The organism is Vandammella animalimorsus (assembly GCF_002285285.1).
GTDB classification, from domain to species: domain Bacteria; phylum Pseudomonadota; class Gammaproteobacteria; order Burkholderiales; family Burkholderiaceae_C; genus Lampropedia; species Lampropedia animalimorsus.
The window spans coordinates 301,871-316,006 of the sequence record NZ_NSJF01000004.1; the positions used below are offsets into that span (position 1 = coordinate 301,871).

The 14,136-nt window shown below is 62.1% G+C and carries 12 protein-coding genes and 1 pseudogene; 10 read left to right on the forward strand and 3 right to left on the reverse strand.

Annotation, left to right across the window (positions count from 1 at the left end; all coding sequences use genetic code 11):
* The first annotated feature begins 34 nt into the window (after positions 1-34).
* On the forward strand, positions 35-850 hold the full coding sequence (locus CK620_RS09585) for a cyclase family protein (RefSeq protein WP_095550097.1): 816 nt from the start codon (positions 35-37) through the stop codon (positions 848-850).
* Entirely contained in the window at positions 840-2,159 is a 1,320-nt protein-coding gene (gene fahA / locus CK620_RS09590) for a fumarylacetoacetase (RefSeq protein ID WP_095550098.1), read from the forward strand. Before CK620_RS09585 ends, fahA begins: the two co-directional genes overlap by 11 nt.
* A 90-nt stretch (positions 2,160-2,249) precedes the next feature.
* Here the strand turns inward: fahA and CK620_RS09595 are convergent, their stop codons facing one another.
* Positions 2,250-3,875: a YifB family Mg chelatase-like AAA ATPase gene (locus tag CK620_RS09595; protein ID WP_095550099.1), complete on the reverse strand. Its 1,626-nt coding sequence runs from the start codon at positions 3,873-3,875 to the stop codon at positions 2,250-2,252.
* Positions 3,876-4,038: 163 nt separating this feature from the next.
* Between CK620_RS09595 and CK620_RS09600 the strand changes: the two genes are divergently transcribed.
* The 7 genes from CK620_RS09600 (at position 4,039) to CK620_RS09630 (ending at position 11,608) form a co-directional block, all read left to right on the forward strand.
* A complete protein-coding gene (locus tag CK620_RS09600; protein ID WP_095550141.1) occupies positions 4,039-4,665 on the forward strand; it encodes a Maf family protein in 627 nt (208 codons plus the stop codon).
* Positions 4,662-5,558 carry an SAM-dependent methyltransferase gene (locus tag CK620_RS09605; RefSeq protein ID WP_095550100.1) on the forward strand — a complete coding sequence of 299 codons (897 nt, stop codon included), beginning with the start codon at positions 4,662-4,664 and terminating at the stop codon, positions 5,556-5,558. The genes CK620_RS09600 and CK620_RS09605 overlap by 4 nt, the downstream gene beginning before the upstream one ends.
* Before the next feature lie 376 nt (positions 5,559-5,934).
* Complete coding sequence (locus tag CK620_RS09610; protein WP_095550101.1) at positions 5,935-6,942, forward strand: TRAP transporter substrate-binding protein; 1,008 nt, start codon at positions 5,935-5,937, stop codon at positions 6,940-6,942.
* A 2-nt stretch (positions 6,943-6,944) separates the two neighbouring features.
* A complete protein-coding gene (locus CK620_RS09615) occupies positions 6,945-8,858 on the forward strand; it encodes a TRAP transporter large permease (RefSeq protein WP_095550102.1) in 1,914 nt (637 codons plus the stop codon).
* 30 nt (positions 8,859-8,888) lie between these two features.
* Positions 8,889-9,650 carry an SDR family NAD(P)-dependent oxidoreductase gene (locus CK620_RS09620; RefSeq protein WP_095550103.1) on the forward strand — a complete coding sequence of 254 codons (762 nt, stop codon included), beginning with the start codon at positions 8,889-8,891 and terminating at the stop codon, positions 9,648-9,650.
* Between the two features lie 5 nt (positions 9,651-9,655).
* A complete protein-coding gene (locus tag CK620_RS09625; RefSeq protein ID WP_095542065.1) occupies positions 9,656-10,570 on the forward strand; it encodes an IclR family transcriptional regulator domain-containing protein in 915 nt (304 codons plus the stop codon).
* A 45-nt stretch (positions 10,571-10,615) separates the two neighbouring features.
* The gene (locus CK620_RS09630) at positions 10,616-11,608 is read left to right on the forward strand and encodes a DNA-binding transcriptional regulator (protein ID WP_095550104.1); all 993 of its coding nucleotides are present in this window, start codon (positions 10,616-10,618) and stop codon (positions 11,606-11,608) included.
* On the opposite strand, the gene CK620_RS09635 is transcribed toward CK620_RS09630, so the two are convergent.
* Together CK620_RS09635 and CK620_RS09640 are read right to left on the reverse strand one after the other, a co-directional pair.
* Complete coding sequence (locus CK620_RS09635; protein ID WP_095550105.1) at positions 11,599-12,459, reverse strand: alpha/beta fold hydrolase; 861 nt, start codon at positions 12,457-12,459, stop codon at positions 11,599-11,601. The two genes, CK620_RS09630 and CK620_RS09635, sit on opposite strands and share 10 nt — an antisense overlap.
* Positions 12,460-12,535: 76 nt before the next feature.
* Positions 12,536-13,489, reverse strand: a complete 954-nt coding sequence (locus tag CK620_RS09640) for a 3-carboxyethylcatechol 2,3-dioxygenase (protein ID WP_095550106.1) — start codon at positions 13,487-13,489, stop codon at positions 12,536-12,538.
* Between the two features lie 451 nt (positions 13,490-13,940).
* Between CK620_RS09640 and CK620_RS09645 the strand changes: the two are divergent.
* A pseudogene (locus tag CK620_RS09645) lies at positions 13,941-14,136 on the forward strand (2-keto-4-pentenoate hydratase); the annotation flags it as partial.

Below are 14,136 nucleotides of genomic sequence, written 5' to 3' on the forward strand. Positions count from 1 at the left end.
CGCCATGATTCATTGACAACAAAGGAACATCACCATGCCCCGCCGCTTCGTCGACCTGTCCATCTACCTCGAAAACGATGTCGTCTCGGATCCGCCGGCCTTCGCGCCGCGCATCGAGTATTTCGACCACCAGAACTCATTTGGGCAAATGGCGCCTTTCTTTCCCGGCCTGCAGCAACAGGACCTACCCGATGGCGAGGTATGGGCCGTGGAAATGGTGCAGCTGTCCACCCACAACGGCACGCATCTGGACGCCCCCTACCACTTCCACAGCACCATGGACAAGGCGCTGGGCGAGAAAAAACGCTCCTGGACCATTGATGAAGTACCGCTGGAGTGGTGCTTCCAGCCAGGCGTGAAGCTCGACTTTCGACACTTCGACGATGGTTACGTGGTCAGCGCAGCCGACGTGCAGGCCGAGTTGCAGCGCATCGGCCACACCCTCAAGCCGCTGGAGATCGTCGTTGTCAACACGCGCGCGGGCAGCCGCTACGGCCAGCCCGACTACGTCAGCAGCGGTTGCGGCATGGGCTACGAAGCCACCATGTACCTGCTCGAGCAGGGCGTGCGCTTGACCGGCACCGACGCCTGGAGCTGGGACGCGCCCTTCATCCACACCGCGCGCAAGTATGCGGCCACTGGCGACGCCAACCTGATCTGGGAAGGTCACAAGGCCGGCCGCGACATTGGCTACTGCCATCTGGAAAAACTGCACAACCTGGAGGCATTGCCGCCCACTGGCTTTTTCATCAGTTGCTTCCCACACAAGATCCGTGGCGCATCGGCCGGCTGGACCCGCGCAGTGGCCATTTTTGACGACGCACTGCAGGAGACGACCGATGGCGCTTGACTTCACACACGACCCGGCAGCGCGCAGCTGGCTGGCCAGCGCCAACGACTGCCACAGCGACTTCCCGCTGCAAAACCTGCCCTTTGCCGTGTTGCGCCCGCGCGGCACCGATGGCCCCTGGCGCGGTGCCGTCGCCATCGGCGACCAGGCATTGGATCTGGCCGCGCTGGTGCGCACTGGGCAGTGCACTGGCGCTGCAGCCGACGCCTTGCAACTGGCTGCGCGCCCAGCGCTGAACGACTTCATGGCCGCTGGCACCGATGCTTGGCGCACATTGCGCCAGACACTTTTCACACTGCTGGAAGCCAGCGCCCCGCACGCCAGTATCGCCATGCTGCGCAGCTGCCTGCTGCCCCTTGATGACGTGGAGTACACCCTGCCCAGCCAGATTGGCGACTACACAGACTTCTACACTTCCATCCATCACGCGCGCAACGTGGGCCGCGTCATTCGCCCACACGATCCGCTCACTCCCAACTTCCAATGGCTGCCCATCGCCTACCACGGTCGCGCCTCCAGCGTGGTCATCAGCGGCACGCCATTTCATCGCCCCCATGGCCAGGCCCGCGCAGCCGGTGCAGCCACCCCCATCTACACGCCCTGCACGCGCTTGGATTACGAGTTGGAAATGGGGTTTTTCATCGGCCCAGGCAACCCTCTGGGCCGCCGCGTGCCTTTGGCCGAGGCGGAGCGGCACATCTTCGGCATGTGCCTGCTCAACGACTGGTCGGCGCGTGACCACCAGTTTTGGGAAATGGATCCGCTGGGGCCCTTTCTCGGCAAGAACTTCTGCACCAGCCTGTCGCCATGGGTGGTGACCATGGACGCTCTGGCGCCTTACCGCACGCCGCTGCCTCGTAGCACCGAAGACCCGCCAGCGCTGGCCTATCTGGACTCGGCCGAAAACCGCGTCCAAGGCGGCATCGACGTGCAACTGGCCGTGCACATCGAAACCGCCCAGCACCGCGCCCAGGGCTTACCGCCCGCGCCCGTCTCACGCACCAGCCTGCGCCACCAATATTGGACGGTGGCACAGATGCTGACTCAGCACAGCGTAGGCGGATGCAATCTGCGCCCTGGAGACCTGTGCGGCACCGGCACAGTCAGCGGGCCGCTGCCGGAGGAAGCCGGCGCGCTGGTCGAACTAAGCCTGGGTGGCACGCAGCCCATCACTCTGGCCGGAACGGGCGAGACCCGCACCTTCCTGACCGATGGCGATGCCGTAATCCTCTCTGGATGGTGCGAAAAGCCCGGTGCAGCCCGCATCGGCTTCGGCAACTGCCGGGGCGAGGTGCTGGCCGCCATCTGAAATTTGCAGTGAGCCCCTATCTGGCATTCATTCTTGCCAGCTACCAGCCACGCGCGCGCAAGCACTGGCAGACCCAGCTCACCACACAACTCAATCTTTCTGCGTCAGCAGCGCGCGGCGGTATTGCACGGCTTCGGCCACGTGGGCGGGCTCGATGGGGCTGGGCGTGGGCGCGTTGGGTTCGGCCTGGTTGGCCTGCTGCAGATCGGCGATGGTGCGCGCCACGCGCAGTACGCGGTGCATGGCGCGGGCCGACCATTGCATTTGCTGCGCAGCCGCCTGCAGCAGCTGGCGCGCGGCATCGCTCAGTGGGGCATGTTGCTGCAGGGCCTTGCCTTCCAACGCCTGGTTGGTGTGGCCTTGCCGGGCCTGGGCGTACTGCACGGCGCGCACCACGCGCTGTTGGATAGTGGCGCTGGGCTCGCCTCCGCCGGCCTGCATCAGCTCCTGCACGGGCAAGGCCTGCACTTCGATGTGCAGGTCGATGCGGTCCAGCAAGGGGCCGCTGAGCCGCCCCTGGTAGCGGGCCACCTGTTCAGGCGTGCAGCGGCAGGCGCGCGCCGTGGAGCCCCAATGGCCACAAGGGCAGGGGTTCATCGCGGCGATGAGCTGAAAGCGCGCCGGGAATTGGGCGTGGCGCCCGGCGCGGGCGATGTGGATGGTGCCGGTCTCCAGCGGCTCGCGCAGCGCCTCCAATGCCGCGCGCGGGAATTCCGGCAGTTCATCGAGGAACAGTACGCCCTGGTGCGCCAAGGAGATTTCTCCAGGCTTGGGGGGCGAGCCGCCGCCCACCAGCGCCACGGCGCTGGCCGTGTGGTGCGGGCTGCGCACTGGGCGCACGCCCCATTGCTCCCAACGCAATGGCCCGGTCAGGCTGGCCATGGCGGCGCTTTGCAGCGCATCGGCCGGCGTCAGCGGCGGCAGCAGGCCGGCCAGGCGCTGCGCCAACATGGATTTGCCCGCCCCAGGCGGCCCGACCATGAGCAGGTGATGACCGCCAGCAGCGGCAATTTCCAGCGCCCGGCGCGCAGCCAGCTGGCCTTTGACGTCGGCCATGTCCGGGTAGCGCGGCGGCGGATGGCGGGCATCGCCGGGTTGCAGGCGCACCAGGCCGTGGCCGGGCTCGGCATCGGCTGCGGCAGCGTCCGGCCCCGAGCCGCCCTGGCGGAAGAAAGCCACCGCATCCAGCAGATGCGCAGCACGGTAAACGGTGCAATCGGGGGCCAGCACGGCTTCTTCGGCGCTACCCGGCGGCAGCACCCATTGCAGAGGCACGGCGGCCGCTGCGCTCGCATCCGCACCGGGGCTGGGCATGGCCGGCGTTGGTCGTGCCAGCACCATGGGCAGGGCGCCGCGCACTGGCCGCAACGCGCCCGAGAGCGAGAGCTCCCCGGCAAAAGCAAAGCCTGCCAGGCGCTGCGCATCGAGCAGGCCGCTGGCGGCCAGAATGCCCAGCGCAATGGGCAGGTCGAACCGGCCTGAATCCTTGGGCAGATCGGCCGGCGCCAGGTTGACGGTGATGCGCTTGTTGCTGGGAAATTCCAGCCCGCTGTTGAGAATGGCCGAGCGCACGCGCTCGCGCGCCTCGCGCACTTCCACGTCCGCCAGCCCGACCAACGTGAAGCTGGGCAGGCCATTGGCCAGGTGCACTTCCACCGTCACGCCAGGGGCCTCCAGACCCAGCAACGCCCGGCTTTGCAGTTGCGCCAGTCCCATGTGTTCTCCTCCTTGCCGGCTTGCCCCTTTGCCCGCCATCCTGCCCCCGCCAAAACGCTGGATGCAGGATGGCCCCTGCAGAAAATTATCCTGCCCTTGGCAGCACGCGGCCAGTGTGCACGCCATGCGCGGCGGGCGCACTGCGCCGGGCGACAATCACGCCATGAACCGCCCGACTCCCTCCCCTTCATCCCCCGGCCAGCAGGGCGCTGCCCTGCGGCTGATCCTGGCCTCAACCTCACGCTACCGGCAGGAATTGCTCTCCCGCCTGGGCCTGCCCTTCGAGGCCATCGCCCCAGACGTGGACGAAACCCCGCTGCCGGGCGAGGCCCCGCAGGCGCTGGCCCAGCGCCTGGCGCTGGCCAAGGCGCACAGCGTGGCCGCGCGCCACCCCGAGGCGCTGGTCATTGGCTCCGACCAGGTGGCCGAACTCGACGGCCAGGCGCTGGGCAAGCCACTGCAGCACGCACGCGCCGTGGCCCAGCTCACGCAGATGAGCGGCCGCACCGTGGTGTTCCACACCGCCGTGGCCGTGGTCTGCCAGGCGCGCGGCCTGGCGCTGCAGGAGCTGGCGCCGGTGCGCACGCGCTTTCGCCCGCTGGACGCCGCCACCATCGAACGCTACCTGCTTGCCGAGCAGCCCTACGACTGCGCCGGCAGCGCCAAGAGCGAGGGCCTGGGCATTGCACTGCTGGACGAAATCGCCAGCGACGACCCCACGGCCCTGATCGGCCTGCCGCTGATCCGCACCTGCCGCCTGCTGCGCCAGGCCGGGCTGGCCATCCCATGAGCGCGCCGACCACCACCGCTGCGGCCACCGCGCCGCGCGGGCGCCTGCTGCTGGTGCCCGCGCCGCTGGACTTCGGCTGCGCCGAACAAGTGCCGCTGGAGCAGGTGCTGCCCGTGCACACGCTGCGCGAGGCGGCACAGCTGCGCCACTGGATTGCTGAGAGCGCCAAAAGCGCACGCGCCTACCTCAAGCGCATCGACGCGCTGTACCCACTGGCGGCCCCCCTGCAAGAACTGCACATCGCCGAGCTGCCGCGCCACATCCACAAACAAGGCGACCACGCCGGCGCCACACGGTCCAGGGCCAGCCGCAACGCGGCCGCCCGCCAGCGGCCCGAACGCCACGGCGCCCACGCCACCCGCAGCGCCAGCGATGGCGACGCTGCGGCCTTTGAGCCGCGCGCGCTGCTGCAACCGGCACTGGCCGGGCACGACATCGGCCTGGTCAGCGAGGCAGGTATGCCCGGCGTGGCCGATCCAGGTTCCTCCATCGTGCGCGCCGCGCACCAGCTTGGGCTGGCCGTGCTGCCCTTGGTTGGCCCGGTGTCGCTGCTGCTGGCTCTGGCCGCCTCTGGCCTCAATGGCCAGAGCTTTGCCTTCGTCGGCTACCTGCCGCAAGACGACGCGGCCCGCGCTGCCGCCATCGGCCAGCTCGAAGCCCAGGCCCGCCGCAGCGGCCAGGCGCAAATCCTGATCGAAACCCCCTACCGCAACGCGCGCCTGTGGCAGGCGCTGCTGCAACAGCTGCGGCCCGATACCTGGCTGTCCATCAGCGCTGGACTGAGCCTGCCGGGCGCCATCAGCCAAAGCCGTCCGGTGCAGCAATGGCGCAGCCTGGGCGGCGCCTGCCCGGTCGATGGCAAGACCCCGGCGGTTTTCACGCTGGGCTGTTGAGGGCCTGGCGTTGCCGGTGATGCAAGTCGCTGCTGACGACGCTTCACCCTGCCCCCCATCAGTGCCGCTTTCTCCTCAGATGCAGACGCGGGCCTGCACGCCATCAAAAACCAAGGCCCCTACTATGCATGGATGCTCAATGCCATCATGACCTTGCGCCCTGCGTCCCCCAGCAAGCTCACACCGCCTCAAGGCACCTGCCAAAAGCCATTGCCTGGCCAGAGACGCGGCAATACCCCACAGGGTTTGCCCCAGTGCCATGTTTATCAAGTGAACAGCTCGCTATTTCTGATTGATTGCAGGACGGTGTCTGTGTTTAATTCGGCAGCCTATCTTGCCGATAGGCGATAAGGATGGTTCTTAATGGAGAAAAACGATGAAAATGGTTTTCAAGGCATTCGCACTTTCCATTTCTCTGGCCTGCGGCGCTGCCTTGGCCCAGAGCAAACCAGTGACGTTCAAATTTGCCAATTTTGCAGGACCCACCGCCTACCTCACCAAAGGCATGTATGAGCCATTGGCAAAAGATATTGAAAAAGACTCTCAGGGGACTTTAAAAATCAAGATTTACTCTGGCGCCTCATTGGCCAAGGCAGATGAAGTTTTCGATGCGGTACGACGCGGCTTGGTGGATATGGGATGGGGCGTTACTGGATACATGCCGGGCCGATTCAAAGCCGCAGACATTCCAGAAATTCCATTCCAGGCGCGCACTATCAAAGAAGCATCGACTGGAATTTGGAGCCTATACGAAGCCGGACTGATGGATGGGTTTGAGGATGTCAAAGTTTTTGCCTTGGCGTCCTCCGGAATTTTGACTGCCCATTCAACAGAGAAAATCGAGTCGCTGGACGATCTAAAAGGCCAGCGCATACGTGCAGCAGGGCCACTGGCCAGCGCCTCTGTGGAAGCGCTGGGCATCATCCCGGTTGGTTTACCCGTGACCCAGACGGCTGAGAACCTTTCCAAGAAAATTCTTCGCGGCAGCCTCAATGACTGGAATGCCCTCTATACGTGGCAGGTGCTTGATTTCGTGCCTTGGCATGTTGACGCACCTATGGGGTCTGGCACAGTTTTTCTCGTCATCAACAAACGCTCCTTCGACAAGCTTCCAGAGGCAGCGAAATCTGCCCTAGAGAAGCATGGCGGAGTCAATTTCATTGATCGTTGGTCAAATGGCTTGGAAAATGAAAACCAGCGCCTTAGGAAAATGCTTGAGGACAATCCTGCACACACCATCATTACACCAAGTGATGCCGATATCGAGCGTTGGTCAAAAATGGTTCAACCTGTCATTGATCATTGGACAGGATCCATTGAAAATGGCCCAAAGATATGGCAAGTGTATTCAGATGCAATACAGGAAGTCCGCAAGGCTGAGTAACCATGAGTTCCTCTGCCCATGCAGCACCCATCCCCAGAGAAGGATGGGTTGAAAAGTTTTGCAAAAACCTGGCTCTGGCATCTTTGATTGGCCTTTTGCTGATTGCGGCGGGAACGGTCGTCGACATCCTGCTGCGCACTCTGACGCCGTACAGCGTCAGAGGACTTTACGAGCTCAATGGCCTGTTTATTTGTATTTGCGTGGCGGGTCTTGCCGGGCTGGTGTTCGTGCGCCATCTCAATATCCGCATGGACATGATGCGGGCTTTGGCCGGACGCAATCAAACCGCCGTGCGCCTGGTGTGTGATCTGGCCGAAGCCATAGTGCTGGGCTGGTTTGCTGGCGCACTGGCGTTTCGGGCTCAGGACGCGCTGGCTTATGACGAAAAAACCATGGTGCTGGGCTGGGCAACTGCCAAATGGTGGGGCCTGGCCGCAGCCGTGCTGGCCTTGGCCGCCGCTGCGGTATTGCTCAAGGCGCTGTGGGCCTGGTGGCTGGCATTGCGCGACCGAGCGTATGGTCAGCCTGGTTTCTGGCGCGCTGCTGCCGTGGTGTTGGGCTCCGTGGCACTCTGTGTCTGGCTGAGCTTGACTTGGGTCGATACAGACGCCCCTGCCGGCATGCAGGCTGGTATGGCATTTTTGGTGCTGTATCTGCTGATTGCCGTGCAAGTGCCCATTGGGGTGGCGCTGGCCATTGTGGGCGCAGGCTATCTGGCCCTCACGCTGGGTGCTGAGCAAGCGCTGGTCGTGTCCCAGAACGAGGTGGCCCGGGCCTTGAGCAGTATCGACATGGTGGCCATTCCGCTGTTCCTGCTCATGGGCAACTTTGCCACGTGGGCTGGATTGTCCGGAGACATTTTCAAATCGGGATCGGCATGGCTGAGCTCGCGCCGTGGCGGGCTGGCTGTGGCATCGGTACTGGGCTGCGGCGGCTTCGGCGCCATTTGCGGCTCTTCCATTGCCACGACAGCGACATTCGGCAAAGTGGCCTTTGTCGAAATGGAGCGCCGCAACTACGCCCTGAGCTTGGCTGCCGGCTGCATTGCCGCTGGAGGGACTCTGGGAGCGTTGATTCCCCCTTCAGTGGTCCTGATTGTGTACTGCCTGGTAGTCGAACAGTCCATCCAAGTCGCTTTCCAGGCTGCCTTGCTTCCAGGACTTTTGGCCGTGCTTATGTATGTGCTAGCCGTTGCCGCGGCGGTACGTCTCAAGCCAGACATTGCGCCAGCGCCAGAGTCCTTCGACTGGACCTTGGCATACAGGAGCACGCTACAGGCTTGGCGGCCGGTGGTGTTGTTTGCACTGGTTCTGGGCGGCCTGTATGGCGGTTTCTTCACCACACAAGAGGCGGCCTCGGTCGGTGTGCTGCTGGCACTGGCTTTTGCCATCACGACCAAGGGCTTCACATGGGTACAGTTCCGTGCTTCGCTGCTGGATACGGCCTTGAATGCTGGCGCCATTTATGTGATTTTCATTGGCGCCAATATCTTTGCCAGCTTCATGAGCTTTACCGACACGACGCAGCTGGTACTCAGCCTGGTGGACCTCGACACCATGCCCCATTGGCTGATTCTGCTGATGCTGGCAATGTTCTACCTGCTGCTGGGCACGGTATTCGACACTCTGGCAGCCGTGCTGGTCACGACACCCTTGGTGGTGCCTTTGATTGTGGGCATGGGTCATGACCTAGTCTGGTGGGGGATTGTGACCCTGTCCTTAGTGGAAATCGGCATGATTACCCCGCCTCTGGGCATGAATGTCTTCGTGATGCGCAGCGTAGTGGGTGAACGCTTGCCCTTGCTCACCATTTTCAAGGGGGTGACGCCGTTTCTGGCAGCCGACCTGATTCGCCTGACTTTGCTGATCGCATTCCCTGCCATTGCACTGTGGCTGCCCAAGATCTTGGGCGATTGATCCAGACCCAGCCAACGCTAGGAGGCAAGCATGGAAACAAGAACCGCGCTGGTGACAGGCGCAGCCGGTGGCATTGGGCAGGCAGTATGCCGAGCATTGGCACAGCAGGAGCTGCGAATCGTCTTGGCCGATTGCAAAGAGGTGGTGGCCTTGCAGGCTCTGGCCGATACATTGCCAGGGCAGCGGCATGCGGTAGTCCAAGTGGATATTGGCGAGCTGGAATCGATCGAGCGGATGTATGCCCGATTGCAATCGCAAGGCATCGGACTGTCCGTTCTGGTCAATGTGGCAGCCATCTCGCCAGTGGGTGACGGTGGGGCGCGCATTGACGTGAAGGCAACTTCACCGCAACTGTGGAACCGGGTATTTGCTGTGAATGCCTTTGGCACCTATGCCATGTGCCGAGGCTTTCTGATGCAATTGCCGCCCGACATTGCGCATGGGCGCATCGTCAATTTCGCATCGACGGCTGCGCAGCTGGGGGGCTACCAGTCCTGCGCCGCCTACGTCGCCAGCAAGGCTGCGGTCATCGCCTTTACCAAGGCCCTGGCCCGCGAAGTAGCGCCACAAGGAATCACGGCCAACGTCGTTTCACCAGGTCTGATCGACACGCCCATGCTGCGCGCCCGTTTGCGCCCTGGTGATGAGCGCGCAGCCCTGGGCTTGGTGCCTCTGGAGCGCATTGGCCTGCCCGAGGAGGTGGCCGCTGCCGTGTCGTACCTGATCCGGCCTGAGGCGAGCTACGTAACGGGCAGCACACTGGATGTCAATGGCGGCTATTACATGGCCTGAGCAAGGTGCAACAACCAGCCACTGTTAAGAGTCTGTCGAAGGAAAACATCTTGTCAGATACCGAAACCTACCCTCGCGTCAGAGCGCTGGAGCGCGGACTGGATCTGCTGGCCGCATTGAGTGACCTGGGTTGGTCCAACCCTGGTGAGCTGACCAGGCGCACAGGGATCAACCGCGCCACGACCTACCGACTGCTGTTCACGCTGGAACAGTCTGGCTACATCTACCGGCGCCCTGGTGATGGGCGTTTTTTCCTGACAAAAAAAATCCAGCAGCTCTCCGATGGCGTCAAGGATGAGGACCAGATCGTGCAAGTCATAGGACCACACATGGGCCGATTGCTGGCCAAAGTGCAGTGGCCCAGCGATTTTGCAACCTTTACTGCAGGGCAACTGGAGATCAAGGAGTCCACACACCGATTCAGCCCTCTGTCCGTACATCGGGCCATGATCGGCAAGACCCGCCCTTTGTTGCATTCCGCCCTGGGAGTGGCCATCCTCAGCGCCGTATCAGACGCCAGCATGCAGCAAATGCTGGCGGTGGCCGACGCGCTGGGAGACGATGGCGCATCACGCGAACAGCAACTGCATGCACTGATGCACAGTCAGCAACAAGCGCGTGAGCGCGGCTATGCAGACTCCACCGGCGGCACCGACCCCAACATCAGTGCCATTGCCTGTCCAGTGTGTTGGCGCAACCGTGTGCTGGGGGCCATCAACATCATGTTCTTTCGCCGGGTCATGACCACGGACCAAGCCGCCGAACGTTATCTGGGCTCGTTGCGCCAGTGCGTGCAAGACATTGAGCGCGAGCTCGATACCTTGATTCTTGGGGAATACGGCTGGCCACGCCGTTGCACGAAAAAAGAAACACCACCATGGTCCACAGATCCAACAGGCAGATCTGTGTCAACCAACTAACCCCTACAGAGGGTGTATCGCACTATGTAGGAGAAGCCGTCAGGCATGAAACATCATACCGATCAAGGTGCCCGTCACAGGACCTATGTCAACCTTTACAAGGCGAGCAACTCCCAATGGAAGGACTTTCCATGCCTTCCAGAAGACCTGGGGTTGGAAAAGGCCATACGCCATCCTCGCGCAGCGCCCGATTTTTCTTCGGCGGCCAGTCTGTCCCCCGCTGTGCCTGAAGTCAATGCGGAGGCCTCCAACATTGAGGGCAGCGCCTACAAGCCCGTCGAGAGCTTGCGGCGTGGGCTGGCTATCCTGCAAAGCCTGAATCAGGAGCCCTCCGGACGGGCATCCATCTCAAAAATTAGCCGAGAAACAGGGCTGCACCGCACCACAGTGCGGCGCATGCTGGAAACCCTGCAATCCGAAGGCTATGTGCGGCGCAACCAATCTAACGAGCACTACAGCTTGAATCGGAAAGTGCGTCTGCTCAGCGATGGCTTCACCGATGGGGACTGGGTTTGCGAAGTGGCGGGCAAAGCCCTAGAGCGCTTGCAACAAAAGGCGATCTGGCCTTCGGACTTCTGCGTGCTGGAGGGCGGGCACATGGTGGTACGCGAGTCCACACACCACACCAGCCCGCTGTCGCTGCATCGTGCGGTCATTGACCAGCGCATGCCTGTGCTGTTCACCGCCGTTGGACGAGCCTATCTAAGCGCCTGCCCAGATACGGAACGGCAAGAAATCCTGCGCTTTCTGCGCCAGGGGCATGATGCGCAGGCACGCCTGGCACGCAATGCTCGCCTAGTCGATGCATTGCTGAAAAAAACTCGATCTCAGGGCTTTGGCGCCAACGACGGAGACTGGCTGCATCAAGAAAAAGTGCGCGCCCTTGCCCTGCCTGTGCGCGCAGGCACGCGGGTGCTGGGGTGTGTCAACATCATTTTCTTCAAACGGGCCATGTGCATTGAAGACGCCGTGCCCCGCCTACTGCCCCTGCTGCAGGAAGCCGTGCACGACATTGAACATGCACTTGCTCAGTGCTGAAGAAAATCCAGCACCAAGCGGTTGAAAGCGTCGGCATGCTCCCACTGCGCCCAGTGTCCGCATTGGCTGAAGATATGCAGCCGGGCGTTGCCCAGGCCCCAAAGCAGGCGCAGACCAATGTCCATGGGCACGAAACGATCATCACGCCCCCAAATGATGAGCGCAGGCGCCTGGATTTCTCCCAGCCGTGGCCCAAAGTCGGGAAATTGGCGCGGATTGGCCTGCAGGCTTTTGACGAAGTTTTCCAAATGATCGCGCCGCGCCAGCATATTGGCCAAGCGGGCCTGGAACAGCTCTTCCGTGAGATGGCTGGTGTCATAGACGAAGACCTGCATCATGCGACGCAGGTTTTCGATGCTCGGCTCACGATAGAGCTGTTGCAGCAACTTGATGCCTTCGGCCGGCATGGGCACAAATTGACTGAGCCCCCCTGTCCCTCCACCCATCAACACCAGCTTGCCCACCCGCGTGGGATTGGACAGTGCGAATGCCACTGCACTGTGCCCCCCCATGGAGTTGCCAATGACATGCACCTTCTCCAACTGAAGCACATCCAGCAGGCCCTTGAGCGCCGAGGCGTTCAAGTCAGAGCGTGAGCCGGTACAGACAATGGGATCGCTTTTGCTCCAGCCCGGGAAGTCCAGCAAGATGACCCGATAGCCTGCATCCGCCAGAGGCTGCACATTGCGATTGAAATTGGCCCAACCACTGGCGCCAGGGCCAGAGCCATGCAGCATGACGACCGTTTCGTTGCCGCTGCCCGTATCGTTGTAATGCACTTGTAGATCCAGCGACTGCTCTTGGATGCGGGCAAAACGGCTAGTGTCGGCTTCGGTGTAGGCAGTGCTCATGGCATTTCTCCTTATTCATCAGGGCTTGTGGGTTTGATTTCGCGCGGCCCGACTGGGATAGCCGGCCCTATGCCAATCAGGCGCTGGCAGGCTCGGCGCTGACCACACCGTAGCCAGCAATCCATTCGTTGATGGGGCGGTAGTAATCACACCGGCCTGTATAGGCACCTTGCACGGCCATGGCGGCAAAAGCGGCCACCCAGGTGCGGATCTCATGGGTGGATCGGCCAGCCGTGCGGGAGATGGCGTCAATCTCAAAGTGATCGGCTTCTTGCAGGCGGCCGTGAATCAGCATGTCCACGAAAGCCTTGTCCCACTCGGCGTTCAGCGGCGTCAGGGAGCAGTCGGGGGTACCAAAAATCTTGCCGGCAGCCACGGTGCGCGCCTGCCTGGCAGCCCGCGCCTCTGGCGTGGGGTTGCGGCCCGCAATCAGGAACTCACTGACCTCCTGGCTGGCCCCGGAGAGCAACGGCACAGGCGGCTCGTGCGAAAGCCCCCCCGAACCCAGGATCAGCACGCGCTTGCCCAGCGAGGCAATGAAACGCCCCACGGCCTCACCGAGCAGGCGCACACGACGATACGGCGTGAACGGCGGCGCGACCGAGTTGATGATGATGGGAATCACTGGATAGCGCGTCAGGCTGCCCGTCATTTCTTCCAGAATCTGCGTGCAGCCGTGATCGACCTGCAAACGGTGCGACAGCGCAACGTCGATATCGCTGTCCATCACATGCCGCACCAAATCCAGCGCCATATCGGCAGGGATGGCCAGCGGGCCAGGCAAAGTGTCATAGTCTTGCACGGAAACGGCGTGAGTCGCAATGACAAAAGGCGGCATCAAGTCATAGAACAGGCCGTTGTAATGATCGGGCGCGAACACGATGATCAGCTCTGGGTCGAACTGCTCCACATCAGCACGAACCGAGGCAATGACCTGATTGACCTCTGCCACGATATTTGGCGAAGGGTCATTCAAGCCCCGCAGCGGGGTGTGCGACAAGCATTTGAGTTGGACGATGCTGGCACCCATGGGCAATTTCTCCGAATAAAAAAACCAAAGCCGCAGCTGACCTGCGCTTATGGCGGCGAATGAATGCCGGAGATTTTGCGAAACTAGGCCACGAAACAGCAAAAAAATTCATCTGACGTGCACATAGCGCACATTCCATCAAGGACATCGTCTAGATAAATTCTGCACGAGCTGCACCCTCCAAAAGCTTCAACACCCGTCTATGTCGTTCATGCAGTGAACGAACTTAAATTTCCTGCTTTATTCCTGTTTTTTATGAATACAGGCAGGTCATTTGTCTGCCTGCACTCGATATCCTTTCGCCCCACTTGCACCAATCAGCAGCAGAACGCCCAGCATGCACGCCGACATTGACCTGCTCTGACCAATGAATGCGGCAAATGCGTGCGTTCGTTGATGGCACTGACGTTTCTAGCGGCCCATTGACGGCCCTGTTCCAACAAGGAGAGACATGACCAGCATCCAGCGCATAGCCGATCGGCTCTGGCAAGCCCATATCAGCGGCACTTGCACGCACCCGGTGCGCGAGGAGCTCGCCCGGCTGGGCGATGCACGCCAGACCCTGCATCTGGCCTATCAAGTGCAACAAGAGCTGACCCACCGGCGCCTGCAAAGTGGCGCCCGCTTGGTGGGCCGCAAGATTGGCC